Source organism: Oerskovia turbata (assembly GCF_000718325.1).
GTDB lineage: Bacteria > Actinomycetota > Actinomycetes > Actinomycetales > Cellulomonadaceae > Oerskovia > Oerskovia turbata.
Map to the genome: position 1 here is coordinate 109530 of NZ_JOFV01000005.1, position 16457 is coordinate 125986.

The 16457-nt window shown below is 74.7% G+C and carries 10 protein-coding genes and 1 pseudogene; 7 read left to right on the top strand and 4 right to left on the bottom strand.

The features are described 5' to 3' along the window. The first annotated feature begins 21 nt into the window (after positions 1-21). Both IE95_RS0106065 and IE95_RS0106070 read left to right on the top strand, forming a co-directional pair. The gene (locus IE95_RS0106065; protein WP_051702806.1) at positions 22-3504 is read left to right on the top strand and encodes an ATP-dependent helicase; all 3483 of its coding nucleotides are present in this window, start codon (positions 22-24) and stop codon (positions 3502-3504) included. Continuing rightward, the gene (locus tag IE95_RS0106070) at positions 3501-7118 is read left to right on the top strand and encodes an ATP-dependent helicase (protein WP_084689881.1); all 3618 of its coding nucleotides are present in this window, start codon (positions 3501-3503) and stop codon (positions 7116-7118) included. Before IE95_RS0106065 ends, IE95_RS0106070 begins: the two co-directional genes overlap by 4 nt. Positions 7119-7142: 24 nt before the next feature. Here the strand turns inward: IE95_RS0106070 and IE95_RS0106075 are convergent, their stop codons facing one another. After that, the gene (locus tag IE95_RS0106075; RefSeq protein ID WP_030150746.1) at positions 7143-8066 is read right to left on the bottom strand and encodes a phosphotransferase; all 924 of its coding nucleotides are present in this window, start codon (positions 8064-8066) and stop codon (positions 7143-7145) included. A gap of 109 nt (positions 8067-8175) precedes the next feature. On the opposite strand from IE95_RS0106075, the gene nudC reads away from it, so the two are divergent. Beyond that, positions 8176-9285, top strand: a complete 1110-nt coding sequence (nudC, locus tag IE95_RS0106080) for an NAD(+) diphosphatase (protein ID WP_240666206.1) — start codon at positions 8176-8178, stop codon at positions 9283-9285. A 120-nt stretch (positions 9286-9405) separates the two neighbouring features. On the opposite strand, the gene IE95_RS0106085 is transcribed toward nudC, so the two are convergent. After that, on the bottom strand, positions 9406-9672 hold the full coding sequence (locus IE95_RS0106085; RefSeq protein WP_030150748.1) for a mycoredoxin: 267 nt from the start codon (positions 9670-9672) through the stop codon (positions 9406-9408). Positions 9673-9868: 196 nt separating this feature from the next. Between IE95_RS0106085 and IE95_RS0106090 the strand changes: the two genes are divergently transcribed. From IE95_RS0106090 to IE95_RS0106095, 3 genes are all read left to right on the top strand, one after another. Next, positions 9869-11890, top strand: coding sequence for an ATP-dependent DNA helicase UvrD2 (locus IE95_RS0106090; protein WP_030150749.1), 2022 nt, complete (start codon positions 9869-9871; stop codon positions 11888-11890). 164 nt (positions 11891-12054) lie between these two features. Next, positions 12055-12180, top strand: coding sequence for a hypothetical protein (locus IE95_RS21245; protein ID WP_275588966.1), 126 nt, complete (start codon positions 12055-12057; stop codon positions 12178-12180). 175 nt (positions 12181-12355) lie between these two features. Further along, positions 12356-12790 carry a WhiB family transcriptional regulator gene (locus IE95_RS0106095; RefSeq protein WP_030150750.1) on the top strand — a complete coding sequence of 145 codons (435 nt, stop codon included), beginning with the start codon at positions 12356-12358 and terminating at the stop codon, positions 12788-12790. Here the strand turns inward: IE95_RS0106095 and IE95_RS0106100 are convergent. Next, positions 12776-13870, bottom strand: coding sequence for a ThiF family adenylyltransferase (locus tag IE95_RS0106100; RefSeq protein WP_030150751.1), 1095 nt, complete (start codon positions 13868-13870; stop codon positions 12776-12778). The two genes, IE95_RS0106095 and IE95_RS0106100, sit on opposite strands and share 15 nt — an antisense overlap. A 160-nt stretch (positions 13871-14030) precedes the next feature. Here IE95_RS0106100 and IE95_RS0106105 point away from each other — a divergent pair. After that, positions 14031-14624: pseudogene (locus tag IE95_RS0106105) on the top strand (SprT-like domain-containing protein); the annotation flags it as partial. Between the two features lie 196 nt (positions 14625-14820). Here the strand turns inward: IE95_RS0106105 and IE95_RS0106110 are convergent. Then, the gene (locus IE95_RS0106110; RefSeq protein WP_051702807.1) at positions 14821-16347 is read right to left on the bottom strand and encodes a zinc-dependent metalloprotease; all 1527 of its coding nucleotides are present in this window, start codon (positions 16345-16347) and stop codon (positions 14821-14823) included. Positions 16348-16457: the final 110 nt, after the last annotated feature.

Here is a 16457-nt window from a genome sequence, read left to right on the forward strand (position 1 = left end):
GCCTCGTGATCAGATCTTCGGGTGCTGCACCTTCCCGACCTCCGCCTCGTCCTGCCGGACACCGCCTCCGCGGCGCCCGTCCGGCTCGACGAGACCCAGCGGGCCGCGCTCGACGCGGCGCGCACGGAGCCTGCGACGCTCGTCGTCGGGGCGCCCGGGACGGGCAAGACGACCGTCGCCATCGAGGTGGCCGCACAGGCGCTGAGCGAGGGCGTGGACCCGGCCCGGATCCTGGTGGTCGCGGCGTCGCGACGGTCCGCGGCGGAGGTACGCGACCGGTTGTCGGCGCGCGCGGACCGCACGGTGAGCGCCCCCATGGTCCGCACGGCGGCCGCCGCCGCGTTCGCGGTCCTGCGGGCACGGGCCGCGGCGACCGGTGAGCCGCCGCCCACCCTCATCTCCGGCCCCGAGCAGGACCTCCTCCTCGCCGAGCTGCTCGCGGGTCACCTCGACGGCGAGGGTGTGCCGCTGCGCCTGCCGGACGGGCTGCCGGAGGAGGTGCTGGCCCTGCGGGGCCTGCGCCAGGAGCTGCGCGACCTCCTGATGCGCGCGGCCGAGCGCGGCCTGACCCCCGCGGACCTCGACGACCTGGGCGCGCAGCACGACCGCCCCGAGTGGCGGACCGCCGCGCAGGTGTACCAGGAGTACCTCGACGTGACGGCGCTGCGGGTCGGGACCCCGGACCTGGGCTCGCGCTACGACCCGGCGGTCGTGGTCGACGAGGCGGCCGAGGCCCTGCTCGCCTGGGAGGACGAGGTCACGGGCGCTCCTCGGCCCGGGTGGGACCTGGTCGTCGTCGACGACTACCAGGAGGCCACGATCGCGACGGCGCGCTTCCTGCGCGTGGTGCACGACGACGGCGCGCGCCTCGTCCTGCTCGCGGACCCGGACACGGCCGTCCAGACCTTCCGCGGCGCGAGCCCTGCCCTGGTCGGGCGGGCGGCGGCGCCCGTGCGACGGCGCGCCGCGACGGGCGAGTTCGACGCGCGGGTCGAGGTCCTCGGCACCGCCTGGCGGCAGGAGGGCGACCTCCGCGAGGTCACGCGGACCGTGACGACCCAGATCGGCACGGTCGCGGGCGCGGTCCACCGCGGGGCGGCGGCGTCGCCCGTCCCCGGCCCGGAGGACGGACCGCCGCGCGGCGCCTCGGTCGCGCTGCTCGGCAGCGGCGCGGAGGAGGCCGCGTACGTGGCCCGCGAGCTGCGCGCCGAGCACCTGCTGCACGGCACCCCCTGGGGGCGCATGGCCGTGGTCTGCCGCGCCGGGGCCCAGCTCGCGACGCTGCGCCGCGCGCTCATCGCGGCCTCGGTGCCCGTCGGCATCCTCGGCTCGGACGTGCCGCTGCGTGAGGAGCCCGCGGTCACGCCGCTGCTCGCGATCATGCGCGTCGCGGTCGGCCTGCCCCCGGCCGGGTACTCGCGGGGACTCGACGGCGTGCGCGGCGCAGCCGGGATCGACGACGCCCTGACCCGCGACGTGGGCGATCCCGCCGAGACGCTGATCGAGCGCGATCCCGCCGCGTCGGACGACCCGTCGGGCTTCGACGAGCTGGACCCCGTGACGGCGGCCGCGCTCGTGACCTCCCCCGTGGGAGGCCTCGACGTGGTCGCGTTGCGGCGTCTTCGCAGGGCGCTGCGCGCCGAGGAGCTCGGCTCGGGCGGCGGCCGCACCTCGGACGCGCTCCTGGTCGAGGTCCTGCTCGACGAGTCGCGCGCCGCGACGCTGCCCACGAGCGTGCGGCGCGGCGCCGTGTCCGTGGCCCGGGTGATCGCCGCCGGACGGGAGTCCACCCGAGCCCCCGACGCGACCGCGCAGACCGTGCTCTGGGCGATCTGGAGCGCGACCGGCCTGTCGGACCGGTGGCGCGACGCAGCGCTCGGCGGGGGGGCCGTCGGCGCCCGCGCCGACCGCGACCTCGACGCGGTCCTCGCTCTCTTCCGCGCCGCCGAGACCTTCGTCGACCGCATGCCGGGGGCTCCGCCGTCGGCGTTCGTGGAGTACCTCGAGTCCCAGGACCTGCCCGCCGACTCGCTCGCGGCCCGCGCCGCCGGCACGGACTCGGTCGCCGCCCTCACGCCCGCCGGCGCGGCAGGACGCGAGTGGGACGTCGTGGTCGTGGCCGGGGTCCAGGACGGCGTGTGGCCGGACCTGCGGCTGCGCGACTCGCTGCTCGGGTCGGAGGCGCTCGTCGAGCTCCTCGCGGGGCGCTCGCAGGACGCGCACGGCCTGGGGCCGGACGCCCGGAGGGCCGTCCTCACCGACGAGCTGCGGTCCTTCGCGGTCGCGACCTCGCGCGCGACGCGTCGCCTGCTCGTGACGGCCGTGAGCGACGTCGACGAGGTCCCCTCGCCGTTCGTGGATCTCGTGTGCCCGCCCGCAGGGCCCGACGACGACACGCCCACCGCGAGCGGCACGCCGGACGACGGCGACGGACCGGCGGCACCCGACGAGGAGCGCGACCCGCGCCGCGTCGAGGTGGGGCAGCCGCTCGACCTGCGTGGGCTCGTCGCCTCGGCGCGCAGCCTGCTCGTCGAGCAGGTCGTGCGGGAGGTGCCCGTGACGTCGTCCGCCGCCGCGCGCCCAGGCATGCGTGGGGGGCGACCGGACCGGACGGACGCCCCCGACCCCGAGCGCGCCGACGCCCTCGCCGAGCTGTTGGCGGACCTGGCGCTCGCGGGTGTCGGTGAGGCCCGCCCCGAGTCGTGGTACGGCGTCAACCCGGTCTCGAGCACAGAGCCCCTGTGGGGGCCGGAGGACACGGTCATGATCTCGCCGTCCAAGGTCGAGTCGGTGAGCCGGTGCGCGCTGCGCTGGGCCGTGGAGAGTGCGGGCGGCACGGCTCCCGACGCGACCGCGCAGTCGCTGGGCAACCTCGTCCACTCGATCGCGCAGGAAGCGCCGCGCGGGACGCACTCCGAGCTCGCCGCGGAGCTGGACCGGCGCTGGCCCGAGCTCGCGCTCACGCCCGGGTGGCCCGCGACCCAGACGCGCCACAAGGCAGAGGACATGGTGGGCCGCCTCGCGGGATACCTGCAGTCCTCGGGTAAGCCGCTGCTCGTCGAGGCGCCGTTCGAGCTCGAGATCGGCCGGGCCGTGCTGCGCGGCGTCATCGACCGGGTCGAGGACGCCGGGGACGGCGCGGTGCGCGTCGCGGACCTCAAGACGGGCAAGACCAAGCCGTCGGTCGCGGAGGCCGTGACCAACCCCCAGCTCGGTACCTACCAGCTCGCCGTCGAGGGCGGGGTGCTCGACCTGCCCGACGGCACCCGCAGCGCGGGCGCACAGCTCGTGTTCGTGGGCGACGGCAAGGACGCGGGCCTGCGGACGCAGCCCGCGCTCGAACCTGAGCCCGACGGGTCGAGCTGGGCGCGCGAGCTCGTCGAGGACGTCGCGGACACCATGGCGGACTCGGTGTTCACGGCCCGCGAGAACAAGCTGTGCTCGGTGTGCCCCGTGCGCCGCTCCTGCCCCCTCATGACGGAAGGCCGCCAGGTGATCGCATGAGCGCCGAGTCGCTGTTCGACGACGTCGACCTCGGGGCGGTCGGTCTCCCGGCCGGGGCTGCCGGGGCCGGTGGCGCGACGGCCGGGACGCGGGAGCTGCCCGAGCCGCAGTTCTCGGCCGTGCGCATCGCGGAGATGCTGGGGCGTCCGCGACCCACCGACGAGCAGGTCGCCGTGATCGAGGCGCCCCTCGCGCCGCTGCTCGTGGTGGCCGGGGCCGGGTCGGGCAAGACCGAGACCATGGCGGCGCGCGTCGTGTGGCTCATCGCGAACGAGTGGGTCGCCAAGGAGGCCGTGCTCGGCCTGACGTTCACGCGCAAGGCGGCGGGCGAGCTCGCGGAGCGGGTGCAGTCGCGCCTCGTGCAGCTCGACCGGGCGCTGGGCAGGGACGGCGCGGCGCTGTCGATGCTGGACCGGCCCGCGATCTCGACGTACAACTCGTACGCGGCCTCGCTCGTGGGGGACCACGCGCTGCGCATCGGCATCGAGCCGGGCGCCCGGCTGCTCTCGGAGGCCAGCCAGTGGCAGCTCGCGGCGGAGGTCGTCGAGAGCTGGGCCGGCGACCTCCAGACCGACGCCGCGTTCTCGACGGTCGTCGGCGCTGTCCTGTCGCTGTCCGGGGCGCTGAGCGAGCACCTGCTGAGCCCTGACGAGGCCCGCGCGGGCATCACGGGCATCGTCGACACGATCCTGGCGACGCCGCTCGGTGGGAAGCGCACCGAGCACTACGCCGAGGTCAAGAGGCTCCTCGCCTCGCTCGGGGAGCGTCACCGGCTGCTCGACGTCGTCGAGACCTACCAGGAGCGCAAGCGGACGTCGGACTCGCTCGACTTCGGGGACCAGGTCGCGATCGCGGCCCGGCTCGCCCGCACCGTGCCCGCGGTGGGTGCGGGGGAGCGGGCCCGGTACGGGGTCGTGCTGCTCGACGAGTACCAGGACACGTCCTACGCGCAGGTCGAGCTCCTGTGCGCGCTGTTCGGCGGGCACCCGGTCACGGCGGTCGGCGACCCGAACCAGTCGATCTACGGCTGGCGCGGCGCGAGCGCGTCGGGCCTCGCACGGTTCCCCGAGCGGTTCCGCGCGACGGGCCCGGGCAGCACGGGTGCGCCCGCCGACGTGCAGTACCTCAGCACGTCGTGGCGCAACGACCGGGCAGTCCTGGCCGCGGCCAACGTCACGGCCGCGCCGCTGCGCGAGGGCGCCACGCGCGTGCCCGTTCCCCAGCTCGACGAGCGGCCCGGCGCGGGGCGCGGCGTCGTGACCGGCGTGTACGCGGCGACTCTCGAGGAGGAGGCCGCGGCGGTCGCGGACTTCGTCGCCGAGCGCTGGCGTCCGCGCACGCGCCGCCAGGAACGCGTGACCGCGGCCGTGCTGTGCCGCGCGCGCTCGCAGTTCCTCGCGATGGAGGTCGCGCTGCGTGCCAAGGGGCTGCCGGTCGAGGTCGTGGGCCTGGGCGGCCTGCTCTCGACCCCGGAGGTCGTGGACCTCGTCGCGCTCCTCGAGGTCGCGCACGACCCGTCGCGCGGGGACTCGCTCATGCGCGTCCTCACGGGTCCGCGCCTCAACCTGGGCGCGGCGGACCTGCACGCGCTGAGCAGCTGGGCGGCGGACCTGGCGCGCCGGGACGCGGCGCGCCGCCCGTCTGCCGACTCCTCTCCGATGGGCCCGCCCGACGGCGGAGCGTCCGCCGGTCCGTCTGGTGCAGGCACACCGGGCGAGGCAGAGCTGCCCGGCGTCGCCGCGGACGGGACGCTCACGGTGGTCGAGGGCGACGTCGTCGACCACCGGTCGATCGTCGACGCGCTCGACGACCTGCCCGCCCCGGGGCACCCCGCGCGGGACGGCCGCGTGCTCACCGAGGCCGGGCATGCGCGGCTCGTCGCGCTGGCGAAGGTGCTGCGCGACCTGCGCGGCCAGACGTACCTGTCGCTCCCCGAGCTCGTGACCCAGGCCGAGCGGGCCCTGGGGCTCGACATCGAGGTGACCACCGCGGCGACGCTCGCGGCGGGCGGCTACGGCGAGGAGGTCGGCGACCGGGGCCGCGCGCACCTCGACGCGTTCCGTGACGTCGCGGCGACGTTCTCGCAGTCCGCGGACCTGCCGACGCTCGGCGCGTTCCTCGCGTGGCTCGGCACGGCCGGGTCGCAGGAGCGGGGCCTCGACCTGCCGGTGCGCGAGCCCGACCCCGACGCGGTGCAGATCATCACGGTGCACGCCTCGAAGGGGCTGGAGTGGGACGTCGTCGCCGTGCCGGGCATGGTCGACGGGATCTTCCCCAACACGGCCGTGGGCGACAAGGGGCCGACCGACAGCGGCTGGTTCACGGGCCTGGGCAACCTGCCGTACCCGTTGCGCGGCGACGCCGAGGACCTGCCCGTCTTCCGCTACGAGATCGCCGAGGACGCCAAGGACCTCGACGGCCGTCGCAAGGAGTTCCTCGCGGCGAGCGGCGAGCACCAGGTCGACGAGGAGCGCCGCCTCGCCTACGTCGCGTTCACGCGCGCACGCGCCGAGCTGCTGCTCGCCGGGTCCTGGTGGCGGGACGCGACCAAGCCGCGCACACCCTCGCCGTTCCTCGTCGAGCTCGCCGGGGCCGGCATCATCAGCGACGCCGACTGGGCCGGCATGCCCGGGAAGGACGAGACCAACCCGCGCGACGAGCTGGTCCACGAGGCCGAGTGGCCGCGCGAAGAGCCGGGGGTCGACCGCACCGGGGCGGACGTCGCGGTGGCCGACGGCGCGCCCATACCGGTGCCGCGTGTGCCGACCGCCGAGCCGCGTGCTCGTGCGGTCGTGCGCGCCGCCGCGGACTGGGTCCGCGAACGGATCGACACCCGCGCGTCGCTCTCGGCGGCTGCCGGTCGCGGGGCGGACGCCGGTTCGGGTGCGATCTCGCAGGGGCAGGTTCCGCTGCTCGACGCGTCGGGCACGGACCTGCGCGAGCTCGCTCGCATCCTGCTCGAGGAGCGCGACCGCCGTGACGCCCGGAGCAGCGAGATCTCGTTCCCTGCGCACATCTCGGCGTCGGGACTCGTGCGTCTTGCTGCGGACCGGGGCGAGTACGCGCTGCACCTGCGGCGCCCGGTGCCTGCGCAGCCCACGGTGCACGCGCGCCGCGGCACGCAGTTCCACCTGTGGGCCGAGCAGTACTTCACGTCGTCGTCGTTGCTCGACGTCGACGACCTGCCCGGTGCCGACGACGAGGACATCTCGCCGGACCTGGACCTCGACGCGCTCCAGCAGACGTTCCTCGCCTCGGAGTGGGCGGGGCGCACGCCGATCGCCGTGGAGGTCGACGTCGAGACCCCCGTGGGGGGCATCATGTTCCGTTCGCGCATCGACGCGGTCTTCCCCGAGAGGCCCGAGCACGCGGACGGCGCGCAGGACGCCGTCGTGGTCGTGGACTGGAAGACGGGCAAGGCACCGCGCGACGCCGAGGCCCGGCGCACGCGCGAGGTCCAGCTCGCGGTCTACCGGCTCGCGTGGTCGCGCTGGTCCGGGCTGCCGGTCGAGAAGGTCAACGCGGCGTTCTACTACCTGGGTTCGGACGAGACCGTGCGCCCCGAGCGCCTGCTCGACGCAGCCGAGCTGGAGGCGCTGGTGGTGGGCAGCTGACGACGGCTGGCCGGAGACTGCCTGCTACCCCTCGTTCTCCCCGCTCGTCGCCTCGTCGAGGTCGATCAGCATGTCGACCGCGTCGTCGATCACGTCCTGGAGCCCGTGCCGCACGCCGTGCAGCAGCCAGCGGGCCAGCGCGAGCTCGCCCGCGAGCAGCGCCCGGTCGGTCAGGTGGGGGTCGGTGAGCTCGGTGCGGCGGAGCTGGTAGGCCTCCATGATCGAGTCGATCGCCTCGGGCGGGGCCGCGACGAGCAGCCAGGCGAGGTCGTCGGCCGGGTCGGCGACGCGCGCCTCGGCCCAGTCGGTGATGGCGACGACGCGTCCGCGCGCGACGAGCACCTGCTCGGTGCCGAGGTCGCCGTGCACGACGACGGGCTGGTACTTCCACAGCGACACGTCCTCGAGCGCGGCCTCCCAGCGGCGCAGGAGCCGGGCGGGCACCCGGCCGGTCTTGGCGGCCTCGTCGACCTCGGCGAGGCGCCGGTCGCGGTACTCGGCGGCCGTGTAGACGGGCAGGCCCGCGTTCTCGACGACCGAGTGCGGGAGCTCGTGCACCGCGGCGAGGACGCGCCCCAGGTCCGCGGCGAGCCCGGGGCCGGGGCGCAGCGTGTCGAGGTCGAGGGGCACCCCGCCGTACCGGTGGTGCACGACGGCGCGCCCGCCCTCGGGGAGCAGCGCGTAGCCCAGGACGTCGGGCACGGTGAAGGACAGGACGCCCGTCGTCACGTAGTGGCGCAGCGAGTCCAGGAGCGCGGTCTCGGCCTCGAGGGCAGCGCCGGCCGCGAGGGTGCGGGGCGCGCGGACGACCCATTCCTGTCCGCCGCTGTCGGTGACGATCGCGACGTCGTCGTCGCCCGTCGCTTCGGACGGCCGCACGGACCGGACGTCGAGGCCGGGGACGGCCGCGGTCGCGAGCGCGGCGAGGTTGAGCGGTGAGCGTGGCACGCGACCACGGTAGTCGGTGCGGGGCGGGCGCCGTCACCGGGGCGGTGGCGTGTCCGCGTGCTGGACGTGCCGCGTGCCGCGCACGGCTCGCGTGACCTACGGTCGACGGGTGACCGACCACACCTCGCCTGCCGTACCGCACCCCGCCGATCCCGCCCCCGATCCAGCCCCCGCCGCGACGCCCGCAACGGGCCCCGCCGTCTCGAGCGCTTCTCCCGATGCGTTCGCCGCGCACCTCCCGCTCGCGCACTCGATGCTCGACCGGGCGGCGCACCGCCGCACCGAGGAGGGCCTGTTCGCGAGGCTCCGTGCCGACCCGTCGACGCGCGTGGTGCTGCTGCACCGCGGTCGTCTCGCGACCGGCCCGGACGGGCTCGCGCTCGCGACGCCGCAGGAGGTCGCGGCCGTCCCCGAGCCGCACGTGGCCTCGGGTGATCACAGCAACACGCCGCGCTGGGTCTTCCTGGGCGAGGATGCGCCGTCGGGCACGTCCTTCCTGGCTCTCCTCCTGCCCGACGACGCGGACGACCTCGACCTCGACATCGAGGGCGTGGACCCCAAGGGGCCGCTGTCGGTCCTGGTGCGCGCGCACGAGTGGGCGGGGCTGCGCGAGCTCGCCGCGCGCCTCGGTCCCCGTGACACGGGCCTGGCGACCGAGGCCGTCGCGCTCGCCGCCTGGCACGCGGCCAACGAGCGCTGCCCGCGCTGCGGCGAGCCGACCGTGCCGGTCGCGGCGGGCTGGGTGCGGCGCTGCGTCGCGCAGGACGTCGAGCACTACCCGCGCACGGACCCGGCGGTCATCATGGCGGTCGTCGACCCGGGGACGGGCCCGGGCGAGGACCGGCTCCTGCTGGGCCACGCGGCCCACTGGCCCGAGGGGCGCTTCTCGACGCTCGCGGGCTACGTCGAGCCGGGCGAGGGGCTCGAGCAGGCCGTGCGGCGCGAGGTCGCGGAGGAGGTCGGCGTCACGGTCGGGGAGGTCGTCTACCGGGCGAGCCAGCCGTGGCCGTTCCCGGCCTCGCTCATGCTGGGCTTCACGGCCACGGCGCTCACGACGGACATCCGGCCCGACGGCGAGGAGGTCACCGACGCGCGCTGGTTCACCCGCGCAGAGCTCGCCCAGGCCACGGAGAGCGGGGACGTGAGGCTGCCGAGCCGTTCGTCGATCGCGCGGGCGCTCGTCGAGGAGTGGTTCGGGGGCCCGCTCACGGGGGAGTGAGGTACGCCGGTCGCCCACGAGGTAGAGGGCTACCGCCGAGATAGAGGGCCGGGACCCTCTACCTCGACGGCAGCCCTCTACCTCGGCGGACCGGCGGACCGGCGGACCGGCTCACCGCCGTCAGGCCGCGAGGCGCTCCTTGACCTGGGCGAGCGACGGGTTGGTCGCCGCGGTGCCGTCCGGGAAGACCACGGTCGGGACCGTCTGGTTGCCGCCGTTGACCTGCTCGACGTACGCGGCGCTCGCGGGGTGCTCCTCGATGTTGACCTCGGTGTACCCGATGCCCGCCGAGTCGAGCTGGGTCTTCAGGCGACGGCAGTAGCCGCACCAGGTCGTCGAGTACATGACGATCGATCCGGCGTCGGGGGTGGTCGGGGCCGTGGCCATCGGTGCTCCTTCGTTCGCGGGGCCCGGCCGTGCGCACGGGCCGGCAGGCCGGGGTGCGAGACCTGGGCGCTGCCGTCGTGGCCAACGCCCGTGCGCGGCGGGTTGTTCCCGGGGTCACGTGCGGTGCGACGCACGGAACGTCCGGTCCTGTGGAGGGTGGCGGCCGGTGTGGGCGGGGGCTGAGAGAATCGACGTGATGCCGAACGAGTCAGCGGACCAGATCCTCGAAGCCCTCGACCCCGACCAGCGCGACGTCGCCCTCGCGCTGCACGGGCCTGTCTGCGTGCTCGCCGGCGCGGGGACCGGGAAGACGCGAGCCATCACGCACCGCATCGCGTACGGCGTGCGCACGGGCGTGTACACGCCCACGAGCGTCCTGGCCGTGACGTTCACGGCGCGCGCCGCGGGCGAGATGCGCACGCGGCTGCGCGAGCTGGGGGCCACGGGCGTGCAGGCCCGGACGTTCCACGCCGCGGCCCTGCGTCAGCTCAGCTATTTCTGGCCCAAGGTCGTGGGTGGCGCGCCACCGCGCATCCTCGAGTACAAGGCTCCCGTCGTCGGTGAGGCAGCGCGCCGGCTGGGGCTCGGCGTGGACCGGATCGCGGTCCGCGACCTGTCGTCCGAGGTCGAGTGGTCCAAGGTCTCGCTCGTCACGGCGGACGACTACGTGAAGGCGTGCGCAGCGATCGACCGCCCGGCGCCCGCGGGCTACGACCACCAGACCGTCGCGCGTCTCATCGCGTCGTACGAGGAGGTCAAGACCGAGCGTTCGGTCATCGACTTCGAGGACGTCCTGCTCATGCTCGGCGACATGCTCTCGTCGCAGGGGGCCATGGCCGACGAGGTGCGCCGCCAGTACCGCCACTTCGTGGTCGACGAGTACCAGGACGTGTCACCGCTCCAGCAGTTCGTGCTCGACCAGTGGCTGGGCGGGCGCAAGGAGCTGTGCGTGGTCGGCGACCCGTCGCAGACCATCTACTCGTTCACGGGCGCCACGCCTCACCACCTGCTCACGTTCCCGAAGAAGTACCCGGGGGCCCAGGTCGTGAAACTCGTGCGGGACTACCGGTCCACGCCCCAGGTCGTGACGCTCGCGAACCAGCTCCTGGCACGCGCGGGGCGCCGCGGGGGAGCGCACCAGGCGCTCGAGCTGGTCGCCCAGCGGCCGTCCGGTCCGCCTGTCGCGTACGTCGCGTACGACGACGACGAGGCCGAGGCCAAGGGCATCGCCGCGCAGATCGGCAGACTCCTGGCCGCGGGGACGCGTGCGAGCGAGATCGCGATCCTCTACCGCACCAACGCCCAGTCGGAGGGGTTCGAGCAGGCGCTCGCGGACGCCGGCATCGCCTACCTCGTGCGGGGTGGCGAGCGCTTCTTCCAGCGCAAGGAGGTCCGGGACGCGATCGTGCTGCTGCGCGGCGCGGCCCGGTCCGCGGACCCGCAGGTCCCCATGCCGGAGACGGTCCGGGACGTCCTGATCACGGCGGGCTGGGCGAACGAGCCGCCGTCGGCGCGTGGTGCGGCGCGCGAGCGGTGGGAGTCCATGCAGGCACTGGTCGCCCTGGCCGACGACGTCGCGCGCGTCGCGCCGCAGGACGCGCCTCCCACGGTGGTCTCGTTCGTCGCGGAGCTCGACGAGCGTGCCTCGGCCCAGCACGCCCCCACGGTCGAGGGCGTCACGCTCGCGTCGCTGCACGCCGCTAAGGGGCTCGAGTGGGACGCGGTCTTCCTCGCGGGGATGAGCGAGGGCCTCATGCCCATCTCGCTCGCGGAGACGGACGAGGCGGTGGCCGAGGAGCGTCGCCTGCTGTACGTGGGCATCACGCGTGCGCGCGAGCACCTGCAGGTGTCGTTCGGGCGCTCGCGCAACCCCGGCGGGCGTGCGTCGCGTCGTCGCACGCGATTCCTCGACGGCCTGTGGCCCGACGACGAGCAGACGCGCGCCCCGCGTCGTAGCCGCGCGAACCAGAACAAGGTCCAGCTCACGGGCGAGTACGACCAGGCGCTGTTCGAGCAGCTGCGCGAGTGGCGGCTGTCGGTCGCGCAGGAGACGGACAAGCCGGCGTTCACGATCCTGGTCGACGGCACGCTCGCGGCCATCGCCGAGACCCGGCCGGCCTCGGTGCCCGACCTGGCGAGGATCAACGGGATCGGTCCGGCCAAGATCGAGAGGTACGGCGCGACGCTGCTGGACATCGTGGCCCGTTCTGCAGGCTGATTCCGGTGTGATCCCGGGCTTCTTCGGGGCACGAGGAAACTCGTCGGAAGAAGTCCGTTAAATAAGTTGTGCGTCCTTCCGGGGGCGGCATATGGTTCAGGAGTCCTTGTAGGAGAGACGCGCGCCGAGAGGCGGGCGTTCGACGGAGATGGGAGGTGGGCTTGGTGAAGCAGATCCTGACGGCGAGCCCGACACATGTGTCGGCCGATCCGATCAACCGCGCACGGCGCGGCGGATCCCTCGTCATCCGCCCCGTTCCCGACTCCGCACTGAGGACGTCGCCGGTCTAGTCACCGGCACACCCATTCTCAGGCCGCGGAGTCCACCTGGACCCGCGGCCTTCGTGTTTCTCCGAATGCGATCGTCTTCCCGGTCGGCCGTCCACCATCCCTGGACGCCACGGCCACCTGCGGGTCCTGTGACAAAGAAGTTCACACGCAGATCAGGACATCACTGGAGGACATCGTGCGGCTCACCGCGCTGCTCGACAACATCACTGCCCAGGGCGGATCCGGCCCCTGGACTCCCCACCAACCCCTCACCACCCCCCTCGGTTCCTCGGACGCGGCCGAGTTCGACCGGCTCCTCGCCGGGCTGCTGCCCTGCCGCACGAACGACCCCGAGCTCTGGTTCGCCGAGCAGTCGACGCAGGTCGAGCAGGCCAAGGCCCTGTGCCAGGCCTGCCCGCTCGTCGCCGGTTGCCTGGCCGGCGCGATCGAGCGTCAGGAGCCCTGGGGCGTCTGGGGCGGCGAGGTCTTCGTCGACGGAGCCGTCGTCGCCCGCAAGCGAGGGCGTGGTCGGCCGAGCAAGGCCGAGGTCCTCGCCCGTCAGGCGGAGGAGGCGGCTCGCGCCGCCGCCCGTGAGGCGGAGGGCTCCGTCTCCGCGTCATCGGCGGCCTGACGTGGCTGCCGCGACCGTCAGGTCCGAGCACCCGCACCGCGGGTGGCTCACCACCTCGCGCAGCCTCGGCACGGCATCGGGAACAGCGATCTCGATGCAGGCCGTGGCTGCGCGGGGTGTCAGCCCGTCGAGGTGCGCGAGCACCTGGCTCGCGGCGATCGCCGCGCCGACGGCTGCCAGCGTGGTCTCCTCGACGTCGAGGACCTCCCGCTGAGGATCTCGTAGCTGGTCCGCGAGCTGCGGCCACTGCGGGTCGAGGTCGGCGCGATGCCCCTCGACGCACCGGACGCACGGCGTCCTTCCCGGTCGGACGAACGGTCCGACCACCACGTCCGCCTCCCGCACCACGACCGGTAGGTGCGAGGTCCCGTCGCCCGTGAGCCGCCCGTAGCGCTCGGGGCGCAGCACGCGGTGCTCGACCACGACCGCGACGTCGGGTCGCGTCTCGGACGGTGACACCCACCGCGACGCGGCGACCTGGCGGCTGCGTACCTCGGGTGCGAGGTCGGTCAGCACGCGCCCGGCCGCGTCTCCTCGGTGTCGACCGACGTCTCGTGGCCGGTACCCGCCGAGCCCGACGTCGGTCGCCTGGACCGGCGCGGCGTCGTCGAGCAGGAGCGTGCCCACGCCCGCCGTGGCGAGCACGACCGCGATCCCGAGCCCCAACCTGCCCAGCCCTCCGACACCGACGGTCGCCTGCGCGCGGTGGGCCATGGTCGCCCGGCCGCTCCCGTCGGGGCGCAGCAGCGCGAGGGTCGGGGTGTCGGCGCGGCCGTGCGCGGGCGCGACGACCCCGTGGAGGTTCTCGTCGGGTGGCCCGACGACGAGGAGCGCCTCGTGCAGGTGACGCACGATCGCCCGTTGGCGCTCGGGCGTGACCGTGTACCGGGCGCCTGGTGCGTGCAGGAGGGGGCGTCCCGACCGGTGGTGGTCGAGGAGCCAGGCGGTCTCGTGGTCGTCGAGACCGCTGAGGAGCACGCTCCACCGCTCGTCGGTGCCGTACTGGAGCACTCCGTGGTCCCGGCGAAGCACGACGGTCCCGGGTCGGAGGCGGACAGGGAAGAGGGGGGCGTCGTCCATGGCTTCTCCTCGGCTGGTGCAGGGACCTGCCGGTCCAGTCTGACGTCGGGAGAGCGGCAGCCGGGGTTCTCCACAAGCCGGGTCTCCTCGCCAAGCCTTGACCAGTTCTCGACGATTCCACGCACGCCAGCGGGCCGAGCGTCGGCGTGGTCTATGGCATATGTCACGCGGACCCACTACGGTCTGTGCCGTGGCCTACGAAGCCGAGCCGGGCGCCGCGAAGAGCGCCGAGACGTACGTCGAGGTACGCCGGAGCCGTCGACGCAAGAGCACGGTCAGCGCCTATCGCGACGGGAACCGCACAATCGTGTCCATCCCCGCGCGGTTCACGCGCGCCCAGGAACGCGAGTGGGTGCAGCGCATGCTGGACCGGCTCGCCGACAAGGAACGGCGCCGCAGGCCCTCCGACGACGAGCTGGTCGCCCGTGCGGCCGAGCTGTCCACCAAGTACCTCGACGGCAGGGCGCACCCCACGAGCGTGCGCTGGTCGAGCAACCAGGGACGCCGCTGGGGGTCGTGCACCCTGATCGACGGCAGCATCCGCATCTCGACGCGGGTCCAGGGCATGCCCGAGTGGGTGCTCGACTACGTGCTGCTCCACGAGCTCGCCCACCTGCTGCACGCCGGGCACGGGCCGGGCTTCTGGGCGCTGCTCGAGGCGTACCCGCGGACGGAACGGGCCAAGGGGTTCCTCGAGGGGGTCTCGTTCAGCCGCGACGGCGGGCCCGCCGAGGGGCCCGAGGCCCCCGACGACGTCGAGGACGCCCCGCCCCACGTCGAGATCGAGGCCCACCCCACGATGCCGACGGGGGGCCCGGCGGGCCCGCCCGAGGATCCCCCGACGAACCCGACGCCCGACCGGCACGCCGTGCCGGCCAGGCGGGTCGTGCCGGGCCCCGAGCGAGAGCCCGCACGCTAGTCGCGGGGGGACCGTCAGTCGTCGGGCACGGTCAGTCGCGCGGCGAGCCGTCCGGCTCGTTCTCCGTGTCGTCGGTCGGACCCGCCGAGTCGGCAGGCCCTGTCGACCCGGCGGGCCCCGGGCTGCCCGTCGAGTCCTCGGCCTCGCTGAAGATGTCGGCGAGCGCCTTGTCGAGCTCGCTCTGCTCCTCGGCGACCTCGGTGCGCCGCGCCTGGTAGCCGGCCGGGTCGTCGAGGTCGAGCGGGCTGGGCAGCAGGTCCGGGTGGTCCCACACCTCGTCCCGGGCGCCGGGGCCGCCCTGTGCCGCGATGAGCGCCCACAGCGTCGCGGCGTCGCGCGAGCGGCGCGGCCGCAGCTCCAGTCCCACGAGCGTCGAGAAGATCTGCTCGGCGGGGCCGCCGGCCGCGCGCCGACGCCGGAGCATCTCCCGCAACGGGACGGCGTGCGGGAGGTGGGGGAGGGCCGCCTGCGCGCTGACCTCGTCGACCCAGCCCTCGACCAGGGCGAGGGCGGTCTCCAGGCGCAGCAGGGTGGCCTTCTGCTCGTCGGTGTTCTGCAGGCCGAACACGCCGCCGGACAGCGCACGCTGGAGCGCGCCGGTGTCCGTGACGTCGATGTCCGAGAGCTGGGACTCGAGCGCGTCCAGGTCGATCGTGATGCCGCGGGCGTACGCCTCGACGAGCCCGAGCAGGTGTGCCCGGAGCCAGCTCACGTGCGTGAAGAGGCGGGCGTGCGCCGCCTCGCGCAGGGCCAGGAAGAGGCGGACCTCCTCGACGGGGGCGTCGAGGCCGTCGGCGAACGCGGCGACGTTGGTGGGCAGGAGCGCCGTCGCGGGCTCCTCGAGCAGCGGGAGCCCGATGTCCGTGACCCCGAAGACCTCGCGGGACATGGTCCCTGTGGCCTGGCCGATCTGCATGCCGAACACGGCGGAGCCGAGGCGGCGCATCATCTGCGCGGGGTCGACGTCCATCCCGAGCGCCCCCGCAGGGAGCCCGGGGATGCCGAACCCGGCGTCGGGCCCCTCGCCCCCACCAGGGAGCTGGTCGCGCAGCACGGTCGAGAGTGCGTCGGCGACCGAGGAGGCGACGGGCGCTGCGAGAGCGTTCCAGGCGGGCAGGGTCTTCTCGACCCACTCGGACCGGCTCCAGGCGTAGCGCTTGCCGCCGGCGGGCGGCAGGTCCGTGACGGCGTCGAGCCACAGCTCGGCCACCGACAGGGCCTCGGTCGCCGAGCGGACCTGCGCGGGCGTCAGCGACGGGTCGCCCTCGGCGACCGCGACCTGGCGGGCGACGTCGTGCGCGACGTCCGTGTTGACCGGTCCGTCGCCCGAGGTCGCGAGGAGCCGCTGCACCTGGGCGAGGACGTGCTTCATGGTGGCAGGGTCGCTGCTGAGGCCGCTGCCCGCGGCGAGGGCGGCCGGGTCGAGGCCGCGGGCGCGCAGCTCGCGCAGGGCCTCGTCGGCGTCCGCGCCGAACATGGAGCGCAGGAGCTCTTCCCACTGCGCGTCGGGCTGGTCGCCCGCACCGGAGGCGAACTCGTCGGGCGGTTGGCTGCTCATCGGGGTCTCCTCGGGATAGCGTCAGGAATCACCGTAACCACATTCGAGGACGGACGAGGGGGGTCGAGGCATGTCGGAGGGCACGGTTCGCTCACGGCGCAGCGCCGCCG